We start from the raw sequence: 24,128 nt of genomic DNA, 5'->3' as shown, positions 1-24,128 counted from the left end.
AAACACCCAATCTTACCTTTTTGGGGTGTAAAATTGGGTGTAAGTGCTTTAATCTACTGATTTCCAGTGTTATTGGCGGAGAGAGAGGGATTCGAACCCCCGGAACCTCGCAGTTCAACGGTTTTCAAGACCGCCGCAATCGACCACTCTGCCATCTCTCCAAAACTTCTATCAGAAGTACTTCTCTCCAGAAGCGCTGCAAAGGTACGAATCATTTTTAATTCTGCAAACATTCTGCTGATTTTTTCCGTAAATAATTGTACTTTTGTACCCAATCACAACCGATAGAAATATGATATATCCTCAGAATTTTGAACAAAAAATAGGATTTGACCAAATAAGACAACTGTTAAAATTAAAGTGTCTCAGCACGTTAGGCGAAGAGCGGGTAACTGAAATGAGCTTTTCGGACGATTACGAAGAGATAGACGAAATTTTAAACCAGGTGACGGAATTTGTGCGCATCATACAAGAAGAAGACGGATTTCCCGATCAGTTCTTCTTCGATGTGCGTCCCTCACTGAAACGAGTGCGTATAGAAGGTATGTATCTGGACGAACAAGAACTGTTCGACCTGCGTCGCTCCTTAGAAACAATTCGTGATATTGTTCGCTTCTTACAACGAAGCGAAGAAGATGACGAATCGACAATACCCTACCCCAGCCTGAAACGATTGGCGGGAGACATAGCAGTGTTTCCACAACTTATCGGTAAGATTGATAGTATCCTTAATAAATATGGAAAGATCAAAGACAATGCTTCGAGCGAACTATCGCGCATCCGACGCGAGTTGGCAAGCACCATGGGAGGAATATCGAGAACATTAAATAGTATTCTGCGAAGTGCTCAATCCGAAGGTTATGTAGATAAAGATGTAGCTCCGGCCATGCGAGATGGACGATTGGTAATTCCGGTAGCACCGGGATTAAAGCGAAAGATCAAAGGTATCGTTCATGATGAGTCGTCGAGTGGTAAAACGGTATTTATTGAACCGGCAGAAGTGGTAGAAGCCAACAACCGTGTACGCGAATTGGAAGGCGAAGAGCGTCGTGAAATTATCCGTATCCTTGTAGAATTTTCAAATCTACTACGCCCTTCTATTCCCGAAATACTACAATCGTATGAGTTCCTCGCCGAAATAGACTTCATCCGTGCCAAGAGCCATTTTGCCATACAAACAAACAGCTTGAAACCGGCTTTGGAAAACGAGCAGCTATTGGACTGGACGATGGCGGTACATCCTCTACTGCAACTATCGCTTGCCCGGCACAACAAGAAAGTTGTACCGCTGGATATAGAACTGCATCAACAGCAACGCATCCTCATTATATCGGGTCCCAATGCAGGAGGAAAATCGGTTTGCCTCAAGACCGTGGGACTACTGCAATACATGTTGCAATGTGGCTTATTGGTTCCGATGCATGAGCGTAGTCACATGGGTATTTTCAGCCATATTTTCATCGACATTGGCGATGAACAGTCTATTGAGGACGATCTTAGTACGTACTCCTCACACTTGACTAATATGAAAATGATGATGAAAAGTTGTGATGAGCGTAGTCTGATTTTAATAGATGAGTTTGGTGGAGGAACAGAACCTCAGATAGGTGGTGCCATAGCCGAAGCAGTATTGAAGAGGTTTAATGATAAGAAAACATTTGGAGTGATTACTACCCACTATCAGAACCTAAAGCATTTTGCCGAAGATCATGCAGGAGTAGTAAACGGCGCCATGCTGTATGACCGTCATATGATGCAGGCACTCTTTCAGTTACAAATAGGAAATCCAGGCAGTTCATTTGCCGTTGAGATTGCCCGCAAGATAGGATTGCCGGAGGATGTGATTGCCGATGCCTCCAATCTGGTAGGTAGTGAATACATCAATGCCGATAAATACTTGCAAGACATTGTGCGCGATAAACGCTATTGGGAAGGAAAACGTCAAAGCATCCGCCAACGCGAAAAACAAATGGAGGATACTATAGAGCGTTATCAAAAGGAGATGGAAGAGTTGCAGAAATCGCGTAAAGAGATTATTCGGAAAGCCAAAGAAGAGGCCGAACATCTGTTGCAGGAATCGAATGCACGCATTGAAAACACGATCCGAACCATTAAAGAAGCACAGGCCGATAAAGAAAAAACACGTCTGGTGCGCCAGGAGTTAAGTAACTTCCGTACAGCAATGGACGAACAAACTTCAAAAGAGGTAGAAGACAAGATTGCTCAAAAAATGCAAAGGCTCCAAGAAAAGCAGAATCGTAAGAAAGAGAAAAAGTCTGTCGACAACCCAACTGTACTGCAACAAAAAGCACCTAAGATTGTTCCCATAGCAGTAAACGACTATGTCAAGCTAAAAGGACAAACTACCGTAGGGCAAGTATTGGAAATAAACGGTAAAAATGCTGTGGTTGCCTTCGGCAGCATTAAAACAACAGTAAAAACAGATCGGTTGGAACGAAGCAACGTATCTCCACAGAAGCAGGAACCGGCTAAAAGCACCTTTGTAAGTACGCAAACTCACGACCAGATGTACGAAAAGAAGCTTAACTTTAAACAAGATATTGACGTACGTGGTATGCGTGGCGATGAGGCACTGCAGGCCGTTACCTACTTCATTGACGATGCCATACTGGTAGGTATGGATAGAGTACGCATTCTTCATGGCACCGGAACGGGCATACTACGATCTATCATTCGCCAGTACCTGGATACTGTATCGGGTGTACGTCATTTTGCCGACGAACATGTACAATTTGGCGGAGCAGGAATTACCGTAGTCGATTTAGCATAAGCTATAAATCATAAAAAAGAATATTAGGTATGAAAAACAATCTTCTCAGCGAAAAACTGGTTTATAACGGAGAGAGTCAAACGAAAACTCATCTACACCTGTGTACATATAATACAGAGGAAATGGAAGAGATATCGGCTAGCGACTTTGGAACCATTGCGAAGGCGCTAAACAGTGAACAGACAAACTGGTTACAGGTTCATGGAATGAGTGATACAGAAACCATTCGACAAATTTGTACACATTTTGAGATAGATTTTCTTATCCTGCAAGATATATTAAACGCAGAACATCCCACAAAAATAGAGGAGCACGAGAACTATATCGTGCTCATCACCAAGATTTTTCATCCGTATGAGAAAAAAGAAGATGAACTATGCGAGTTGCAACAACAGCAGGTTTGCATCATATTGGGACATAACTTTGTACTCACATTCCTAGAGAACGAAACAGACTTCTTTGACGATATCAGTGCCGCTTTACGCAACAATATATTAAAAATACGAAGCCGACAAACAGACTACCTGCTTAGTGTGCTGCTAAATAGTGTAATTGGAAATTACATCACTATCGTCTCTAGCATTGATGACTCACTCGAAGACCTCGAAGAGGAGCTACTTACCATCAGCGAAGGAAAAGATATTGGTATACAAATCCAATCGCTCCGCCGGCAATACATGACCATGAAAAAGTCTGTACTACCCCTCAAAGAACAGTACGTAAAACTGCTCCGTGCCGAAAATCAATTGATTCATAAAGCAAACCGTGCTTTCTTCAACGACGTGAACGATCATTTGCAGTTCGTGATACAAACCATTGAGATCTGTCGCGAAACCCTGTCTTCTCTTGTCGATCTATATATATCGAACAATGACCTACGCATGAACGACATTATGAAACGACTCACGGTCGTTTCGACCATCTTCATCCCGCTCACTTTTCTTGTCGGCGTATGGGGAATGAACTTCAAAACAATGCCCGAACTCGAATGGCAATATGGCTACTTCTTTGCATGGGGACTCATGATTACGCTGGGAATTATTATTTACCTGTATTTTAAGAAAAAAAGATACTAAGAGCTATTTCCAAATTTATTTTCGTACGTTTGCAGTAAGATAAATCGAAACAATGGAATAACAAAATAATGGATTTAGCTCGAACCTGCGAAGACATTAACTTAAAAGACAGCCAAACTTTCAGAACGGTCTTTGACCGATTCTACATACCTTTATGCCTATTTGCAGAGAAATATGTGGAGAGACAAGAACAAGCCAATGATATTGTACAAGATTGTTTTGTGAAACTGTGGCAGTTACGCAATGATTTTATTTATCTTCATCAGGTAAAATCATTTTTATATACCTCAGTGCGCAATAAAGCCTTGAACGAGGTAGAACACCGGATGGTTGTGCAAGAATACGCACAAAAAATGATTAGTAAAGAAAGTGAAGAGTTTTTCTACAACCAAGTTATTGAGGAAGAAACATATCGCATACTATACGAAACGATCGACAGCCTACCGCCACAAACAAAAGCAGTTATTAAATGCTCTTTAGAAGGATTATCGAATAAAGAGATAGCCGACACACTTGCCGTATCGACCGAAACAGTACATACCCTAAAGAAAATAGCTTACCGCAAACTACGCGAATCATTGAAAGAGCAATACTACTTATTTTTATTTTTTCTATAAAAAATAGATAGAGCAATTCACCCATATATCAACATAGCCTGTTATAGTATGCAAAGAGAACAAAAAAACAGTTACTATGTTAAAGCAACCATTTCATATTGCCGAGCTGATTGCTCGGTATCTAACAGAAACCCTTACAGAGCAGGAAAAGTGTAAACTCGAGGAGTGGATCAATGAATCTCCGGAAAACAAAGCACTCTTTCATAACCTCTGCGACAGCGAACAGCAAAGATTGCACAACCAAAAAAGCAATCAATACAGCAATCGTCAGGGATGGGAGGAAGTTAACCGCAAGATACAACGTAGCAAACGAAAACACTATCTCCTTCAGGTATCTCGCTATGCAGCATTAATCGTTCTGCCTCTTATGGTAGCATTACTTGTTGCCAAATGGCCTTCTAAATCTATTGACCATGTGGTGGTAGAGGCTCGTTCAACCATTGTTCCGGGTGAGAAAAGAGCAAAGCTTACGCTTGACGATGGCGCAGTGATTGATCTGAAGTCTGCAGAAGAAACCTTAGTGAAAGAAAAAGATGGAACGGCTATCCGCATTGATTCAACATCTCTAAGTTATGAAGCCAAGGGCAGAAAAGTTCCAGCCGATAAAATCTCATACAATAAAATAGAAATACCCAGAGGAGGTGAGTACTCTCTGGTGCTAAGCGATGGAACCAAAGTATACCTAAACGCAATGAGTACACTCCGCTTCCCCGTGCAGTTCTGCGGCAATAAACGTGAAGTGGAATTGGTAGGTGAAGCTCTTTTCGAGGTAAAAAAAGGTTCAACGCCATTCATTGTGAAAACAAATGGAACATTGGTCGAAGTGCTCGGAACAACCTTCAATATATCCTCATACGAAGGAGAAGAGTATAAAGCAACATTAGTAAAAGGTTCGGTCAAAATACATACCGCACAAGGAGAAAGTCAACTATTGGAGCCTTCGCAGCAAGCCTGCATAGAAACTGGTAATCGAAAGATCAAGGTACGCCATGTAGACACATCATTATATACTTCGTGGGTAGACGGAAAAATACATTTTAAAGATCAATCTTTGGAACAAATCATAAAAGGCCTGTCACGTTGGTACGACATGAAGGTCGTATACAAGGATGAACGATTGAAGCAGTTACGATTTGGCTGTAACATCAATCGATACAAAGAGATTACACCGTTTCTCGAATTACTTGAACGAACAGGAAACGTCAAAATCACCATCAACGAAAAGACAATCATATTTGATCATAGTTACTAACTTTAAAACAATGCATTATGGAAAAACATTCTTCTAAACAAAGACAACATCGTAGAAAACAAATCCTTACTACGGTATGTCTTACACTTATTTTCCTTAGTTCGGGATTTGTACAAGCCACCAATAGCATACTTGCACAAACCGTTACAGCAAACTTTAAAAATGCAACACTCAATGAGATTATTTGGGAAATTCAAAAGCAAACAGACTTCACGTTCATTTATAGCACGAATGACATCCAAACGATAAGGGTGAATGAACTGAATGTAAATAAAGAACTTGCTACGAATGTATTAAAGAAGTGCCTTGAAAATTCGGGATTGACTTTTTCGGTTCATAACGGAGTGGTAGCCATCAAGCGAACTGCCGTGCAATCGGTTGCTCCCGAACAGCAAAAAGTGATTAAAGGAAAGGTCTTTGATAATACGAATTCAGAAATTCCCGGAGCCAACGTACTGATTAAAGGTACACAGCGAGGAGCCATTACTGATTTAGACGGTAACTTCTCGATCAGCGTGGAGAAAGACCAACCCGTAGTTCTCGTCGTTTCGTTTATCGGTTTTGCTACCCAGGAGGTAAAAGCGAGCCCCAATAAAGGAGTAATCGTAACATTACAAAGCGATACAAAAGCATTGGAAGAAGTGGTTGTAACCGGATACGGTACCTTCAAAAAGTCGGCTTATGCCGGATCAGCTTCTGTTGTTAAAACTGCAGCAGTGAAAGACGTTCCCGCTATATCATTCACAGACCTGCTTCAAGGTGCAGCACCGGGTGTTCAAATAAGTTCTACATCGGGACAACCGGGAGCATCGTCTTCACTCAACATCCGGGGTATGGGATCGTTCAATGCTTCTAACTCTCCACTATACGTTATCGATGGCATAGCCGTTCGCTCCGGCTCGATTAACTCCTTGAGTTCAGATGCCGGTCTAGATATTATGGCTACCATCAATAGCTCTGATATTGAAAGCATCACAGTTATTAAAGACGCAGCAGCGGCTTCACTATATGGTTCGCGCGCTGCCAACGGAGTGGTGGTTATAACAACCAAAAAAGGATCGTCGGGCAATGGAAAGCCAATTGTTTCATTGAAAGCCGATTGGGGATATTCGGATTTTGCCATGGAGTATCGACCTGTAATGAGTGGCGAAGAGCGTCGTAATACCATTTATGACGGGCTTAGCCTTTCTAAATATAGATCACTCAAAGCGGCCAATGATGCATTGGAACCTGGCAAGCAACGTCCAGACAGCGAATTACTCAGTGATGCTATAAAGTATGCTGACAGTTCGATTGATAAATATGCTCCCATACCAGCAGGTGGCTATGTAGATTGGGATGATATTTTATTTAAGAAAGGAAGCCATCAAACCTATGAAGCTTCCATTTCGGGCAATACCGATAAATTGAGATACTATACATCCATGTCTTACTTGAAGCAGGACGGTATCACGATCAATTCGGGATTAGAGCGTATCAGTGCTCGCTTGAACGTCGATTATCAGGCTACTGACAAATTCAGTATCGGTTCTAATATCTTATTTGCTACTGTCAATCAAGATGTATACGGAGAGGGAACCAGTTATAGTTCGCCGTTTTATACCTCTCGAAACTGTGTAGTACCTTCTGATGCCGTTTATAATGAGGATGGGAGCTGGAACCGCGTCTTTATTCGTAACGATGACCGCAATCCATTGCTGGCTATGACTTACGATTATCAACGTGAATATGTAACCCGTTCGTTCAACACCATCTATGCACAATACGAGTTCATCAAAAAATTAAAATTCAAATCGACCTTGAGTTACGACTATACCATAACGAAAGGCAAAGACTGGAGCGACCCTCGCACATCAAATGGCGAAGACACCAATGGTGGTATGTCTAAGAAGTTTTACGAATATACCAAATTGGTATGGACAAATGCATTGAGTTATCAAACATCTATTGGCAATGATCATCATATTGATGCTCTGGTAGGTTATGAGATAGACGATTCGTACCGCGATTATCTTTCGGGGTATGCAACAAATTTTGCAACTGCCGATAAAAACGAAATCAGCAATGGTATGAAAACTGAGTCGGTTGGTGGAAACAGTACACGTACACGCATGGTCTCTTACCTATCACGTTTAAACTATGATTACAAGAACAAGTATTATGCAGGGGCTAGTTACCGTATCGATGGTAGCTCTCGTTTAGCATCAGACCATCGTTGGGGTAGTTTTTGGTCGGTATCGGGTGCATGGCGTACTATTGAAGAGGGTTTCATGGAAGGTACAAAAGATTGGTTAAGTGATTTAAAGATACGAGCCTCGTACGGTGTAAACGGCACGCTGCCTTCTGACTACTATGGCTACATGGGACTTAACAGTTTAACCAATGGCTATATGGAACAACCCGGTATCATACAGTCACAGATTAAAAATGAAAATCTGTCTTGGGAAACAAATTATAACTTCAACATTGGTCTAGATTTCGGATTCTGGAATAGATTAAACTTCTCGCTCGAATATTATACACGTACCACAAAGAATCTATTAATGGATCGTCCAATCTCCATGACTACCGGATTCGGTTCTTATTTAATGAATATCGGAGAAGTAAAAAATCAAGGCATCGAACTTGAAGTACGTTCGACGAACTTCGATACCAAAAACTTCAACTGGAATACAGTATTCAACATCGGACATAACAAAAACGAAATCGTAACCCTCGACGGTATGCAGACCGAAATTATCGGTGGTTCGCAAATACGTAAAGTAGGTTATTCGTACCGTACCTTCTATCTCATCGAGTTCGCTGGTATTAATCCGATGACCGGGGCACCGCAATTCTATCTCAACACAACAGATAAAAATGGTAATTATAGTAAAGAGATTACGGAGAATCCGGACAAAGCGCAAGCTATTCCAATGAAGCATGCCGAACCAACTATCACCGGAGGTTTATCAAATAATCTACGCTACAAATGGTTCGATCTGAACTTTATGTTATCGTATCAATTTGGTGGATACTCATACGATAACTGGGCACAAAAAACCGAACATGGAGGCAATGACTTAAAAGCCAATATACCTACCTATTACAAAGACCGTTGGAAACAAGCCGGCGATCAAAGTAATTATGAAGTGTTCGTAGAGAAACCAAGTCCGGCTATGAACTCATACGCTACCAGCCGTCGACTACATGGTTCGGATTTTATCCGTCTCAAAAACCTAACTTTAGGAGTAACTATTCCCAAAGAGTTGACCCGCAAAGCCGGAATCAGTAACTTACGCTTTTTTGTTTCATCCAATAACCTATGGACATGGGCACGCTATGACTATTATGACCCGGAAGCAGTAAGTAGCGGGTCGGCCATTTGGGGCACCCCTCCTTTGAAAACCGTTACTTTCGGTTTAAATCTGAACTTCTAACTTTTAAAACGAATTGAACATTATGAAAACATTAAAATACATCGCATTAAGCGGGTTATTGACATTGGCAAGTTCCTGCGGCAATAGTTGGCTCAATATAGAACCAACAACAGAGATCGAAACCGAAACAGCCATCAAGCAATTATCGGACATCGAATTTACCCTCAACGGAATATATAGTTCTATGCAAGATGCATACTCATATTCGGGACGTATGATTTATTACGGAGATGTAACCGGAGATGATATGCAAGCCAATGGAACCACCAAGCGCACCAGTGACTATTACCTGTTCGAATATAACAAAGACAATGGTCCATCAACTCATTGGGCAAGCTCTTACGCTATTATTCAAAACTGCAATATTATTCTAACAAAAATTGACAAAATAGATACTGAGGAACCTATACGCCGCGATGATCTCAAAGGACAGGCTCTAACCTTGCGTGCATTGGCATTATTCGATTTGACCCGTTTCTTTGGCTATCCTTATTTAAAGGACAACGGAGCTTCTTTGGGAGTGTCCATAGTGAAAGACTTGAGTACGATAGATAGCAAACCTCCACGAAGCACGGTTGCCGAGTGCTATAATGAAGTACTTGGCGACTTAACAACAGCTATCCCCTTACTCGGCGAAAATTTCATCAAAGGAAAAATCAATAAATGGGCTGCAATGACCCTTCTTAGCCGAGTTTACTTATATAAAGGAGACAACGCATTGGCATTAAGCACAGCACAAGATGCGATTAAAGGTGCTGAGAGCAAAAAGTATGCTTTATGGACCAATGCCGAATATCCTACAGCATGGGGTGTCGACAGAAGTAGCACAACTCCAGGCGAAATCTTGTTCGAGATAGTTAACCTCACAGTAGACAGCCCGGGAAAAGAAAGTATGGGTTACTTATGTTCATCAAGCGGATACAGTGATATGATTCTTACAAGCAGCTTCTACACCCTGCTACAACAAGATAGTAAGGATGTACGAAACAAGATGTACAAAATAAGTAAGTATTACGCTTTTATCACCAAATATCAACCACAAGGAAACGAGACGATTTCAGATGCCAACATTCCCATTTTTCGCCTATCGGAGCTCTACCTGAATGCAGCTGAATCGGCAGTTAAAATTGGAGATAATGCAAATGCTGTGAAATACTTAGATGCTATCGTAATGCGTGCCAACCCTGCAAAAACAGTCAAAGGTCAAACCATTACCTTAGATCAGGTATTAACCGAGCGTCGCAAAGAGTTCTTCGGCGAAGGACATCGCATGTTTGATGCTTTGCGCAACCATAAGCGTATTGAACGTATTGATGTAGCAGTTCCCGCAATCAAAGACACCAAACACTGGACCATGCTTCCCGAAGCTCAGTCATTCGATTGGACCTACCATAAATCAATACTTCCGATACCTAAAAAGGAAATGGATACAAATCCTAACATGAAGCAAAATCCGGGGTATGCCGATTAAAAGAACATAGCTATGAAACGTTTCTTTCTGCATTCAAAGACGCTTTTAACCACATTCATTCTTTTGTCGCTTACTTTGCAGACAGCGACGGTTATGGCGTATGGCGAACAAGATAAGCACTCCTCGAAAGAGGAGTGCTCAACCGATGGTCCGTACTTAATTCACCTTCCGGGTGGAAGCCTGCGAATGATCACTGTCAATCCACTCAAACAAATCGTAGATACTACCTTAGCTACAATTCCCCATTCATTCTCTTTTCCGGTTTTATCGAACAAAGGAACGACTCTCTTTGAGGTAAGTTTACATTCTTTGAAAAAACAATCGCCACAGATGAAGCAAGCTGAGAAAGTATTGGTGGTATCTGATCCTCATGGTAACTTTGATTGTTTTGCCGATCTCTTACAGGCCAATGGTGTTATAAATAAACAGTACAAATGGACTTTCGGTAGTAATCAGTTGGTTGTCATCGGCGATGTATTTGATCGTGGCAAAGATGTATTACCTATTTTCTGGCTTATCTATAAATTAGAGAAAGAGGCACATGATGCAGGAGGAACTGTTGTTTTTCTACTAGGCAATCACGAAGTTATGGTTCTACAAGGTGATACACGCTATATGAAAGAGAAGTACACCACACTAGCCAAGCAGTTGCGCCTATCCTACAAAACCCTCTTTGATGAATCTTCCGAATTAGGCCGTTGGCTAAGCATGTGCAATACCATACAACTTATCGGGAAAAACCTCTTTGTACATGCCGGATTAAGTTCCGATCTATACAAACGAAAACTATCTGTCGCACAGATAAATTCGACGATATCCAATACTATTTTTCTACCTAAAGAAGATAAAAAAAGTATCTCGCCATTGACTGATTTTTTGTATGGAGGTAATGGCCCTATTTGGTATCGGGGAATGGTGAAGAGCGATGACAAGTACAAACCATTATCGACCGGTATGCTCTCTTTATTATTGAATCAATATGGAGCAGATCGTATCATTGTAGGCCATACGATCTTTCCTGATATTACCACATTCAACGATGGACGTATCATAGCTATCAATGTGGATAACAAAGAAAACAGAGAAAAGAAACTCGGACGAGGTATACTAATCGAAAACAATAAGATTTCGGTAATAGGTGACAGTGGAATGTTGAAAAAACAATTACCTTTGTAGCGCAACTCTATCACCGTTAAATAGCATCTTATGAAATCAATCAAAGAACTCTACCGTATTGGTACCGGTCCGTCAAGCAGTCACACCATGGGTCCTCGTAAAGCAGCCGAAATGTTTCTCGAGCGTCACCCCGAAGCCGGCTCTTTTAAAGTAACACTTTATGGAAGTTTAGCAGCTACCGGCAAAGGGCATATGACCGATGTAGCCATTATCGATACATTACAACCCTTGGCTCCGGTCGAAATAGTATGGCAACCTAAGGTGTTTTTACCCTTTCACCCCAATGGTATGACATTTGCCGCTTTCGATACCAATAATAAGCTGGTAGAGAATTGGACGGTTTATAGTGTCGGTGGTGGTGCACTGGCCGAAAACACAGACAAACCTTCGATCGAAAGTCCCGAAGTTTATTCCATGAATAGTATGACAGAGATTCTGGAATGGTGCGAACACAACGGACGCAGCTATTGGGAATATGTGAAGCAATGCGAGAACTCGGACATTTGGGATTATCTGAACGAAATATGGATAACGATGAAAGATTCAATTCGCCGTGGACTTGAAGAAGAAGGAGTATTGCCCGGACCACTTAACTTAAGACGTAAAGCCTCTACCTACTTTATACGGGCTACCGGTTATAAAGAATCACTTCGTTCGCGCGGATTGATCTTCTCTTATGCACTGGCAGTAAGCGAAGAGAATGCTTCGGGTGGAAAGATTGTTACGGCACCAACTTGTGGATCATGTGGGGTAGTTCCGGCCGTACTGTATCATTTACACAAGAGTCGTGATTTTAGTGATCTACGAATACTCCGCGCATTAGCAACGGCAGGTTTGGTAGGTAATATCGTAAAGACCAACGCTTCTATATCAGGTGCAGAAGTAGGTTGTCAAGGAGAAGTTGGGGTAGCCTGCGCTATGGCCTCAGCAGCTGCCAACCAGTTATTTGGAGGAAGCCCCGCTCAAATAGAATATGCGGCCGAAATGGGATTGGAACATCACTTGGGTATGACCTGTGATCCGGTATGCGGATTGGTACAAATACCCTGTATTGAGCGCAATGCTTATGCAGCTGCTCGTGCATTGGATGCTAACCTCTATTCTTCATTTACAGATGGCATGCATCGTGTATCTTTCGATAAAGTAGTACAAGTCATGAAACAAACAGGACATGATCTTCCATCGCTCTATAAAGAAACAAGCGAAGGTGGTCTGGCCAAAGATTATAAGCAGATGTAAGAGCTCTATCAACAAAGAAATTCCCCTAACTGCTTTTAAAAGCAGTTAGGGGAATTTCTTTTAATCTCACTACAGTGAAAGTTCTTCGATTTTAATGATTTAATTATCGGCTTTACGGAACTTACCGTTTTTGTTGAACTCGAAAGATAGCCCTGTGTTCAGTTTTACTTCACAGCCCTTGCGGTCACGCTCTATCTTGGTCACATGTTCTTTTGTAAAGTTATTGACTTTCAAGTAATCTGTCACAAAAGTAGGAATAAGAGCAGTAGGAACTTTACCTTTCTTTGCATCTACTTCCATCCATTCGCCTTTCTTATCGAAATCAATCTCCGTACCATCTTTCAATGTAACCTCGTACTTTTTCGATTCCAGCATTTCATTATCAATCTTAATGTAGTCAATTTGTGGTTTCACAAAATACTTAGTGATAAAGTTACGTGCCGGCAAGGGCAATTGATTAATGTCCTTTGTTATTACATCAGCAGCAAAGGCAAACTGTACAGCTACAATAGCTATCACCAAAACAGATAAAATCTTTTTCATAATCGTTATTTTTATATGAATAATATAGTTGTTATTAACTTTATACTGCAAATAACGACACAGAATTGGGAAAGATTTAGGAATAAACCGAATGCTGTCTTTTTTTGAGATTCTTTAACAAGTACAGTCTATCGTTCGGAGTAATCAGCTAGGTTATAACATACTGGAACGGTGCTGTTTCCAACACGATAAATTCCGAATTTAAAATAATATCCGTCCTCATCGTTACGTCCGATCAATACCTTTTGGTTATTTACAAGTGTACGATTTATCTTTTCCCCTTGATCAGAGTACTCCATTCGGACATCAAGCTTACCCGGCTTCAGAATTGTTTCTGCTTCTTTGCCATAAACGGTCCAATCGATATGCACCTTGAAGGTTATCCAGCAATCTTTCGGAAAATCAGCAAACGCCATCTTATAAGCGATGGTCGATGCTTTATACTCCGAAGCTACCGGCTTCATGATTTCCACCTTTGCCGGATTGGAGTTACATCGGTCGGTTTTATCAGTCAACCATTTACGATCGGAATTTGCTTTAATATAAAAATATCCTTCCGAGAAACCGAAAGCCAAAGGAGGATATCCACCTTGCTCAACCAACCAACCATTGGGTTTGCCTATCTTATACACGATGTTACCTCTGGCATCCTTCTGTGGCTGCCCGGCTTTATCTAACTTTACTATTTTATCATGTGCTATATTTTTCTTAAAGGTCATCCGTTCACTAAGTGCCAAAAACTCTTCGACAGATAGTTTTTTCACTTCACCTTCGGGAGTAGATACAAGCGTTCGATCGGGCATACCGTGCCATTGAGCAAAGATGGTCGATACATTCGCATCAAGTGCCGAAGGAACATAGATTGAAAACTGATAATCGCGTGACGCCCCTTGCGGACAAATACCCTTCCCATGATGGTAAACGGTTTTCATAACTTGTGCTTGCGTATAAACACTCTTCGGTTGTCTCTTAAAATCATTCGCGGTAGCATAACAGTAAGAGAACTCTGCACGTCCTTTGGTTTCTCCTTTACCATATCCTTCGAGAGTATTATCACCTGTTTGCAACTCAAATCGATACGATGGTTTACCCTTGAAAGGAATGGTATAGTCGCGTTGAATGGCGTGAGTTTTATTTGTACCCACAGCTACCCAGCACCCATCAATTATTTGACTGGTTCGAGCCGAATCGCCTTGAACATTAACACGCTCGGTCAGAGGAATTAACTTGCCCGTTTGAGCAGTTAGTAAAGTGCTTGATAGTATTAGCAAGCAAAAAGAAGTAGTAATCTTATTCATTCTTTGTTTAATTTGACTCCGCTAAAATACAAAAGGCAACCCTAAGGCTGCCTTTCTATTGTTTTAAATACTTTCACATTTGTGCAAATATATCGTTCATAAGATTCAGAGGGGCTAAATAGTATCTGCTGAGTAATCTTCTTCAAGTACTTCTACTTTTTCAATAGACATTTTACCATCAGCCGAAATCGTAATAGAAAGAGGAATATATAAATCTGTTTGCGGATAGCAAATACTTGCTGCAAAAACCATTCCCTGCGGAGTGGTTTTATCGTATACAATTCCTTCTAAAATTGATTTCGATAGAAATTCAGCACTAACATAAGCAGAAAAGTTACTTTTGGTAAATGTGGTGCTAACCACTACATCATTGTTGCGAGTCAACCGAAGCTGTATTTTATTATCAACATACGTATCGCCCATCTCGCTTGTCACCAATGGCAACTCTTCGTCGGGAGTACGAGAAATCACCGAATGATATTCCTTTCCTTTGAAGGTTATGTTGGTTTCACTTTTAGACACTTGCATACGCTGCAAGCCATGAGCATCGGTACTATCCTGCATCACAACTTGTGTATCTTCTTTCTGATTTGCATTCTTACCACTACATGCGGTAATTACCACAATCACAAGCAGTAGAAGCAGATTTGTTATTCTTCTCATTTTCAAATCTTCTCATTTATTAATCGAAGAGACAAAGGAACAAAAAGAGGAGGAAATACACAAGAAGTAAGAGAGAAAAATAAAATATGCCTCTCTCATCCCAGTCATTAAATCAATGAAAAAAACAAAAACAATACAAATAAGTAACAGTTTTATAGCAGGATGCCTTTTTATTCGTTTAAAACAACAATGATTACAAACAATTAACAACCAAGGTAATGACAAATGATAGCGCCCTCTCATAAATGGGTTGAGAAGACATCTATCACTTGGTATCGATATTTTTAACACTCATCTATCGTTTCATCGAAATATTCTATCAGTAAAAGTAAAGGTATTCTCATCTATATAATCTATATTTGTGAATAATAAAAGCACTCATATTAATCCAAATTCATGAAAGTATGGAAAGTAAAAAACTGACAGCAGCCAACGGTCGTCCGATAGCGGACAATCAAAATTCACAGACAGCAGGTCAAAGAGGTCCTATCGTAATGCAAGATCCTTGGCTTATTGAGAAATTAGCACACTTCGATCGCGAAGTAATCCCAGAGCGTCGTATGCACGCCAAAGGGTCGGGAGCTTACGGAACATTTACCGTAACTCACGACATCAGTAAGTACACACGAGCTGCCATGTTTAGCGAGGTAGGTAAACAGACAGAGTGTTTTGTACGCTTCTCTACCGTAGCAGGCGAGCGTGGCGCTGCAGATGCCGAACGCGACATCCGTGGTTTTGCCATGAAGTTTTATACCGAAGCCGGTAACTGGGATTTGGTGGGAAACAACACGCCCGTATTCTTCTTACGCGATCCATTGAAGTTTCCCGACTTAAACCACGCTGTAAAACGTGATCCGCGTACCAACATGCGTAGTGCAAGCAACAACTGGGATTTTTGGACATTATTGCCCGAAGCTCTTCATCAGATTACCATCACCATGAGCCCTCGCGGTATCCCCTATTCTTACCGCCACATGCATGGATTTGGTAGCCACACCTACAGCTTTCTCAATGCCGAGAACCAACGTATCTGGGTTAAATTTCACCTCACAACCTTGCAAGGCATCAAAAACCTGACCGATCAGGAAGCCGAAGCCATCATTGCCAAAGATCGCGAATCACATCAACGCGATTTGTTCGATGCCATCGAACGTGGTGACTATCCTAAATGGAAGTTCCAGATCCAATTAATGACCGAGGAACAAGCCGACACCTATCGCATCAATCCTTTTGATTTAACGAAAGTATGGTCGCACAAGGATTTCCCACTGCAGGATGTAGGTATCATGGAACTGAACCGTAACCCGGAAAACTACTTTGCCGAAGTAGAGCAAGCCGCTTTCAATCCGATGAATATTGTCGAAGGTATCGGTTTCTCACCCGATAAGATGTTGCAAGGACGGCTTTTCTCTTACGGAGATGCCCAGCGCTATCGTTTGGGAGTAAACTCCGAGCAAATTCCGGTGAACAAACCCCGCTGTCCGTTCCATGCCTTTCATCGCGATGGTGCCATGCGCGTAGACGGTAATTACGGAGGTACTCGTGGTTATGAGCCTAACAGCTTTGGCGAATGGCAAGATTCTCCCGAAAAGAAGGAGCCGCCATTGAAAGTAACAGGTGATGTATATAACTACAACGAGCGGGAATATGACGATGATTACTACAGCCAGCCAGGCGACCTTTTCCGGTTAATGCCTGCCGATGAGCAACAATTATTGTTCGAGAATACCGCCAGAGCGATGGGTGATGCCGAACTCTTTATCAAACAACGCCACGTGCGCAATTGCTACAAAGCCGACCCAGCCTACGGAACAGGCGTAGCAAAGGCATTGGATATCTGTATTGATGAAGCACTGAAAGCTAGCAGATAGAGTCTATTTTTTCTATAGAACAAAGAGGTGGTGTAACAGAAAATTGGTTACACCACCTTTGCTTATCATATAAGGACATCGGATGATAAAACTAAAAAATATACTATTAGGTACATTGTTTCTTATAGGAACAGTAGCATGCGGCAAAGGAGAGAATGCTGAAACAAGCGAACCGGAAAAACCTGTTTACAACATGAGCGGCTTTGCCCGGGGGGCAGATGTGAGTTGGTTGACGGAGATGGAGAAGGCAGGTATCAAATTCTACCAGACCAACGGACGTGAAATGGAATGCCTGGCACTCCTCCGCGACTTGGGCATGAATGCCATTCGGCTGCGCGTATGGGTAAACCCTGTCGATGGATGGTGCAACAAAAGCGACCTCGTGGTAAAGGCACAGCGTGCACAACAGTTAGGTATGCGGCTGATGATTGATTTTCATTATAGCGATACTTGGGCAGATCCGGGACAGCAAACCAAACCATCTGCATGGAAAGGCCTCTCTTTCGAAGAGCTTAAAAGTGCTGTTTCCGCTCATACCAAAGAGGTACTAAACGCACTAAAAGCCAAAGAAATCATTCCAGAATGGGTACAGGTTGGAAACGAGACAGGCAACGGTATGCTATGGAACGATGGAAAGGCCGATATGAGTATGAAGAACTATGCAACTTTGAACAACGCAGGATACGATGCTGTAAAAACAGTCTTCCCCAACGCCAAAGTCATCGTACATTTGCAATCGGGAAACGATAATTCACTATACCGATGGCTATTCGACGGTCTAAAAAGTAACGGTGGAAAATGGGATGTGATCGGTATGTCACTTTATCCCAAACCCGATACATGGCAGACAATGAACGCAGCATGTATTGCCAATATAAATGATATGATAGCACGCTATGGTTCGGAAGTGATGATCTGTGAAGTAGGTATGCCATGGGATGAAGCACAGACTGCTTCTCAATTTCTTAGTGAGCTAATGATCCAATTGAAGGCTATTAATAAATGTATGGGGATATTCTATTGGGAACCACAATCCTATAACAACTGGAAAGGATATACACTCGGAGCTTTTGATAAAACCGGAAAGCCAACCATTGCATTGAGTCTGTTTGCAGCACCTACCAATTAAATGCCATTGAAACAAAATTAAAGGGCATACATGGTAAACCCCATAATACTAATGTTAAGTATTATGGGGTTTACTATATCTCGATAAAACTACTAGTTGCTAACGGATCAGCTTCATAGTCGATGTCATGATTGCTGCAGTCACCGTAACAGTATTGGTATACACATTACCATTAGATGCTGTATAGCTATATGTCAATACATCGCCGAGATTAACCGCCATGGTCGACGTATATCCACCGGTTGCAGTTGTTTTAATAATATTGACGACACTTCCATTGACCGAAATGGTAACAACACCCACATTAATTGCAGAACCTGACCCACCCGAGGCACCAAAAGTCAACGTACCCGAAACGGTTACCAACTGATTTTGCAACGGTATTTGATAAGTCGTATATCCGGGAGAAGTAATTTGAATAATCTCCCCAATATTCTGCTTATTCGTTGTAAAGGCAATAGTCTGTACGCCCGGAGAAGTTGCAATATAAGTATAAATACCTCCCGAAATCGTTCCGGAAACCGGAGTAAGGTTGTTCGTATGAATCTGGAAGGTACCCGCCGTAGTAGTTGTAAAGGAAAGCACAACTGACTGTCCGGTTCCAAAATTAACCCGATAAGGCGAAATAGTCACATTCGAGAAACGATTGACACCACCGGTATTTGTATAAGCAACTTGACCTGTAGCAAACAGAGGTGCCTCAAGCAATATCGTTTCCGCAGCGGTAGCAGTATTCGTTGTAAAGCTGATCGATTGCGGTCCGGTAGAGGTTGCCGTATATTGATATTTATAGATGCCATTCTCATAAATAACCTTGATATTACCAAAAGGCGGCGTAAGATAGGCCGAAGTGATGTTTACATTTATCGGCAGTAAATAAGCAGCTTCGGCAGGAATCGTGAAATTAAGCGTAGCTGCAGTTCCTACGGCTGCCGCCAATGGATTAGGATTCAAACTAATATCCGAAAACTGGAAAGGAGCATGCAAACGTAACTGAATGGTACGAGATAAATATCCTACTTGTACTTTGATAGTAGCGTAACGAGCTGCACCATTCGAAGGAACATCATTGACTGCACCCGTAATCGCTCCCGTGGCTCTATTGTAAGTAATATCACCATTGATAAGCGGATAACTGGGGTCTTGAACCAGCGTTATCACAACCGTAGAGTTGTCCATTACTCCTGCTACGGTTTTATAGGTGGCCAATGCATTCAAGGTTTGACCATTCTTAATGAACGAAATAGTTGTTTGATCGACCGATAACACATGTATCCCATCGGAAATAGTGGGATAGGACTGTACCAATACAGATGCAACAATGTTATTGGATGCAGGCGATGCAATAGCTGCCGCAATCGTACTATATCCGGCCAAAGTAACACTCTGTATCTGTATGCTAAACCACGTATTACGTGCTATATCATACATATTGTAGTTATTGTCTACCAAATCGATCTTATAGTAACAAACAGCTCCGGCATAGGTTCCTTGTACAATAACAAACGTAGGAGACGATTGCACAGTAGAGTTCTTTCGTTCAAAAGAATAAAACGGACCTGCACCGAAGGTATCATTAGTTGTATAGGTAACACCCACAGGTTCGGTTACATAAGGTCCAAATGTACGTGTCGCTGCATTAAACGGTGCTACCGTGCCAATGGATGGTTTATTATAAACAGCAAAAGTAACATTGGTCAAGGTAGTAGCCGAATTGGTCAATGTATATTTGGCCATATTGCGTATCAACGCCACGGGTGTAGAAGCAAAGGAAGTAGATGAAAGACCTCCCGTCAACACGACTTGTTGCCAAAAAACCAAAGCAGTTGTTTGAAGTGAAGCGACCACCTCTCCCTGATCTTTGCCCAATGCAACTGCATCAGAGAAAGTACTCCAATCGTAATTGGCTATAAAGTGTACCGTGCGCTGCAAACGACTCTGCGTAAGCGTAGCAGTAAAAGTACCTGCATTTGCAGTAGCTTGTGTACGATAAAGGAAGCGCCCATTCTCGTCGAAAACCAGCAGATAGAGACTATTGATCTGATTTTCATTAATAGCCCGGCTGCTCACGGGTGTTGGCGGAGGTGTATCAACGGTAAAACGTAACACTACGGGAGCGCCATCAATAATCTCCGGGGTTGTTTCTTCGTCGACAGTGCAGGCACCCAACAAAATGACGAGCAGACTTATCAACGTATAATAAATTGTTTTCATATTTGTAGGTTTGTTTCGTTAATTGTTATTTTTATAAACATCGTAGACACAACGAATAAAGTTATTAGTTGTGGCATTGCCCGTTACCCACGCATTATTCGTAAAATCGTAATATTGATACTTGAAAGCACTCCAGTACGTACTGCCCGAAAGCAGTTTCTTAACAGCACTATTGGGATCTCGTTGGATCGTATTAATAATAAGCAATTCGGCTTTGGTAGGCATTCGCCAACCACTACGATAAATGTCTTCGCCATATTGGTAGCAACGGTTCTGTGCCTGTGCATAGTTTACCGAAGAATAAATAGCATATTGAGAAGCAATAATAAACCCCGGTGACACCAATGCATTGCCTGCAGCTAATGAGTCAGTTTTTGCATTGCCATAGGTAGGATCGCCTAACGAATAGGAACCATTACTACTTGGTACAAGTGTATTGACCGTAAACAAATTGTAATTGGTTTGTGTACCATCCTGCAACCATTCGGGTTTCACATTTCCGGTTGAAGGACGAGCATTAACGTATATGGAAGGATACTGCACAATTGTAGCACTCAGTGATAATCCTTGCCCGTTGGTCACTGTAAAAGAGATGTATTTAGGTACATAATTGATCGGTATAGCACTCGTTATCGAAATGGTACTAGAAGCCGAATTGACTGTAAAAACCGGAAATTGAGACTGTCCCGAAGTATAATTAATCTGCGTAGTCGATGCATCGGCATTGTACTGAGTACAAGAGGCAGTAATGCCTGTAACCGTGACTGGAAGGTCGGCTGCATAACTCAACGTATGCGTGGATACATTGGTCATGATGATACTATATTCTCCAATACCGAGATAATGTTGCGCAATGGTATTCAAGAGGATATTATAAGTTGTCCAATCGGTAATGGTGTAGTTACCTGTCACCACTATGGCACCTGTTTCGGTATCGGTTCCGGGCTTGTCAATATAGGCAGTAACATCATAAATGCGATTGCGATCCAATCGACCGGTTATATTGACACCCGATGGGTTTTGCCCGTCACTGTTACTATCGGCATAACGATTGACAGGAACTCGATAATAGTTCGTAGCATGCCCGGTATAAGGTAAGTTTAGTATCAAATAAGTTTCCTGTGCGGGAGCAGTACTCCAATTGCTTTCATAACAATAAAAGTTCATGGGTGTGGCCGGTGTGCCAGATTTCGGCTGACTATCGGTATAATCGCTTGCCGTAAGCGTGTAAGGAGAACCTGACACTGCACTACCACGTACTGGATAATGCTTTAAAACCGCCGAACAAGTCGTTGCCGAAGCCATATCGGTCAAAGGCTTCACAACGACATTCAACCGTATTTTAGCTACTGCCCGGGTAAGAGGTACCGGTATTTCAACTAAATGAGTATCATTTATCGGGTTGACGACCATCGTTACTTTACTATCCATCACCAATGCCGTCTGAGTAATCGAAGCATCAATTGGGATAATGGTATGAAGCGCCTTAAGCTGACCCAATGTGATAGGATTAGGAACAGTTACGTCTGCCGGAAGGTTAGCAACTACATATATATCATACGTAACACCCATTGAAAAGAATTCCTTATCAACTGTTAGCTGCACACCATTGGTGCCTGCAGTGGTAATATTCAAATTATCGTGATACTCTGCCATCAGACACGTTTGGGTATCTGAAGCATTTTGAGGAAAGAAAAACACATAGAATGAATTGATCGTATTCTCATTCAAAGCATCTATACCAGGCTCGGTAGCACGAGTAATGGGAGCCGTATTGAGACGCAACGTCAAGCCACCCTTAGTGCCCGGCAATGTTTCGTCCAGACTATCGGTTGTGCAAGCAGCTGTCAAAAAAATCAATGACAATGCCGTAAAAGCCAACAATATTAAAGAGAGATTTCGTTTCATAATCATTTAATTATAGGATGCAACTTGCGTAATCTTAATGCGTGTGGCTGTTCCCGGATAATGAAATCCGCTACCTTCGACAGGGTTAATCGGAATTTCAACACCTTCGACAGTTACATACAGTTCTGTATCATGGGTCAAACCTACCCAGCGTTTACTGGCTCTTACCACAATCAGATAAGGTATCCCTGCTCGAGCTACTCCCGAGGTAACACCTGTAACATTGATACCGGAGGTAGTACTGGCAAATTCAAATTCCAGCCCGTTGGTCAATGTGGCTACCCAATTAGCTCCTTCGGGTGCCTTGAGTTCAAAGCTGAATGCGGCATCTTCCAGTCCACCTATATTGGTATTCATTGTCTTAGCATTGAGTCCGCCCCAAGAGGTTCCCCATGCTCCAAAAGTGAAGTCGGATGTAGTAATAGGACGCCTATAATTGATATCACTTTTGTCCCACGGTTGTGGAGTTAAATTTAATTTGATATCAACCTCTTGATTCAGAATCGCCACTACTTTATAAACGGTATTTTGCATCAAGCTCTGCTTGGGTGGCGTAGAGGTTGGGCTGGCTAATGTAGCTGTATAAGTATGAGGAGTACTACCTATCAGTACATTGACTTTCAATTGTATGGTAGTGATCGGAGAAACTAAATTCTGATAGCTATAAAAAATAGCTTTTGCAGAAGCAGCATCAAGCGTAGCACCGGGATCGTAAACAGGTACATCATCAGAAGCAGCAACCACTGTAGGAGTAGCCAAGTTAGGCGATGCTAACATAGAAGCTGTTACGGGGTCATAGGTAAACTTCACTTCAGAGTTCAATACTTGCCCGATGAGTTGAACCGATTGAACGGTTAATAAAGTATTCTCCAAATTGGGCGCACGAGTCACATAAACATCTATTCTGGCTTGCAAGCGACGTAATGGAATACTTATGCTAACATCGCGGTCGGCAGTAGTCAGCGTAATTTCTTGCTTTCCCACCATCAACAACTGATTTGAAATAAAACCTGAAGCATTTTCAACAACAAGATCATCAAGCACATTACGGGGCGTTGTCGGCGACAGTGTAACAACCGTACCGTCGGTACGCTTCAATACCGATCCATCGTAATTGGCTATCACGTAAAATATCCGCGTGCCTTGGGCTTCAAACTGAAAAGAATAAGACCATGCATTAAGATCGGCAGGCACAAAAGAGGTTGATAAAAACTGCTTCTCAGGAGGAGCACCTACTACATCGGCTGCATTATAGACAAAAACAGCCAAACTTTTAAAGGTATCATCACTCCCTTGACTTGCCGGATCCGGAGATGTAGAGCGGGTACTGATGCCCAAATTAACATGAATAGGAGCATCTGATTTGGCTAATTCAGGTTCATCCGAACAGGAAGAAAAGCCAAGAATGACAAGTACTGCACTCAATAGAAAAGCGATAGAATATATTGATTTCATAAGGCT

16 protein-coding genes and 1 tRNA gene are annotated in these 24,128 nt (G+C 41.9%); 10 read left to right on the top strand and 7 right to left on the bottom strand.

The features are described from left to right. Window positions 1-73 precede the first annotated feature (73 nt). Window positions 74-161, bottom strand: a tRNA-Ser gene (locus tag TY03_RS16940). 131 nt (window positions 162-292) lie between these two features. Here TY03_RS16940 and TY03_RS16935 point away from each other — a divergent pair. The 8 genes from TY03_RS16935 (at window position 293) to TY03_RS16900 (ending at window position 13,041) form a co-directional block, all read left to right on the top strand. Next, window positions 293-2,791 (top strand): endonuclease MutS2, encoded by a 2,499-nt coding sequence (locus tag TY03_RS16935; RefSeq protein WP_042372108.1) that lies wholly within the window; start codon window positions 293-295, stop codon window positions 2,789-2,791. Window positions 2,792-2,820: 29 nt separating this feature from the next. Further along, window positions 2,821-3,867, top strand: a complete 1,047-nt coding sequence (gene corA, locus TY03_RS16930) for a magnesium/cobalt transporter CorA (RefSeq protein ID WP_042372106.1) — start codon at window positions 2,821-2,823, stop codon at window positions 3,865-3,867. A 68-nt stretch (window positions 3,868-3,935) separates the two neighbouring features. Then, the gene (locus TY03_RS16925) at window positions 3,936-4,484 is read left to right on the top strand and encodes an RNA polymerase sigma-70 factor (protein WP_042372104.1); all 549 of its coding nucleotides are present in this window, start codon (window positions 3,936-3,938) and stop codon (window positions 4,482-4,484) included. Between the two features lie 76 nt (window positions 4,485-4,560). Beyond that, the gene (locus TY03_RS16920; RefSeq protein ID WP_042372103.1) at window positions 4,561-5,736 is read left to right on the top strand and encodes a FecR family protein; all 1,176 of its coding nucleotides are present in this window, start codon (window positions 4,561-4,563) and stop codon (window positions 5,734-5,736) included. A gap of 17 nt (window positions 5,737-5,753) precedes the next feature. Further along, window positions 5,754-9,155 carry a TonB-dependent receptor gene (locus TY03_RS16915; protein WP_081713123.1) on the top strand — a complete coding sequence of 1,134 codons (3,402 nt, stop codon included), beginning with the start codon at window positions 5,754-5,756 and terminating at the stop codon, window positions 9,153-9,155. A gap of 22 nt (window positions 9,156-9,177) precedes the next feature. After that, window positions 9,178-10,626, top strand: coding sequence for a RagB/SusD family nutrient uptake outer membrane protein (locus TY03_RS16910; RefSeq protein WP_042372101.1), 1,449 nt, complete (start codon window positions 9,178-9,180; stop codon window positions 10,624-10,626). A 12-nt stretch (window positions 10,627-10,638) separates the two neighbouring features. After that, window positions 10,639-11,802, top strand: a complete 1,164-nt coding sequence (locus tag TY03_RS16905) for a metallophosphoesterase (RefSeq protein WP_042372098.1) — start codon at window positions 10,639-10,641, stop codon at window positions 11,800-11,802. Window positions 11,803-11,832: 30 nt separating this feature from the next. Continuing rightward, window positions 11,833-13,041: an L-serine ammonia-lyase gene (locus TY03_RS16900; protein ID WP_042372096.1), complete on the top strand. Its 1,209-nt coding sequence runs from the start codon at window positions 11,833-11,835 to the stop codon at window positions 13,039-13,041. A gap of 99 nt (window positions 13,042-13,140) precedes the next feature. Here the strand turns inward: TY03_RS16900 and TY03_RS16895 are convergent, their stop codons facing one another. The 3 genes from TY03_RS16895 to TY03_RS16885 form a co-directional block, all read right to left on the bottom strand. Beyond that, the gene (locus tag TY03_RS16895; protein WP_042372287.1) at window positions 13,141-13,584 is read right to left on the bottom strand and encodes a PepSY-like domain-containing protein; all 444 of its coding nucleotides are present in this window, start codon (window positions 13,582-13,584) and stop codon (window positions 13,141-13,143) included. 128 nt (window positions 13,585-13,712) lie between these two features. After that, window positions 13,713-14,882, bottom strand: a complete 1,170-nt coding sequence (locus TY03_RS16890; protein WP_042372093.1) for a heparin lyase I family protein — start codon at window positions 14,880-14,882, stop codon at window positions 13,713-13,715. Between the two features lie 114 nt (window positions 14,883-14,996). Beyond that, entirely contained in the window at window positions 14,997-15,545 is a 549-nt protein-coding gene (locus tag TY03_RS16885) for a DUF4738 domain-containing protein (RefSeq protein ID WP_042372091.1), read from the bottom strand. Window positions 15,546-15,949: 404 nt separating this feature from the next. On the opposite strand from TY03_RS16885, the gene TY03_RS16880 reads away from it, so the two are divergent. Together TY03_RS16880 and TY03_RS16875 are read left to right on the top strand one after the other, a co-directional pair. Beyond that, a complete protein-coding gene (locus tag TY03_RS16880; RefSeq protein WP_042372089.1) occupies window positions 15,950-17,416 on the top strand; it encodes a catalase in 1,467 nt (488 codons plus the stop codon). Window positions 17,417-17,498: 82 nt separating this feature from the next. After that, window positions 17,499-18,545, top strand: coding sequence for a glycoside hydrolase family 53 protein (locus tag TY03_RS16875; RefSeq protein ID WP_042372087.1), 1,047 nt, complete (start codon window positions 17,499-17,501; stop codon window positions 18,543-18,545). Between the two features lie 99 nt (window positions 18,546-18,644). Here TY03_RS16875 and TY03_RS16870 read toward each other — a convergent pair whose 3' ends face one another. The 3 genes from TY03_RS16870 to TY03_RS16860 are packed head-to-tail and all read right to left on the bottom strand — an operon-like array spanning window position 18,645 to window position 24,122. After that, a complete protein-coding gene (locus TY03_RS16870) occupies window positions 18,645-20,759 on the bottom strand; it encodes a fimbrial protein (protein WP_042372085.1) in 2,115 nt (704 codons plus the stop codon). A gap of 18 nt (window positions 20,760-20,777) precedes the next feature. Beyond that, entirely contained in the window at window positions 20,778-22,667 is a 1,890-nt protein-coding gene (gene fimD / locus TY03_RS16865) for a fimbrial tip adhesin FimD (RefSeq protein ID WP_148335698.1), read from the bottom strand. 6 nt (window positions 22,668-22,673) lie between these two features. Further along, a complete protein-coding gene (locus tag TY03_RS16860) occupies window positions 22,674-24,122 on the bottom strand; it encodes a hypothetical protein (RefSeq protein WP_148335697.1) in 1,449 nt (482 codons plus the stop codon). Window positions 24,123-24,128: the final 6 nt, after the last annotated feature.

The organism is Bacteroides neonati (assembly GCF_000499785.1).
In the GTDB taxonomy this organism is placed as follows: domain Bacteria; phylum Bacteroidota; class Bacteroidia; order Bacteroidales; family Bacteroidaceae; genus Bacteroides; species Bacteroides neonati.
The sequence above is the reverse complement of the archived record's forward strand: the minus strand, read 5'-3'. Positions and strand labels throughout refer to the sequence as shown.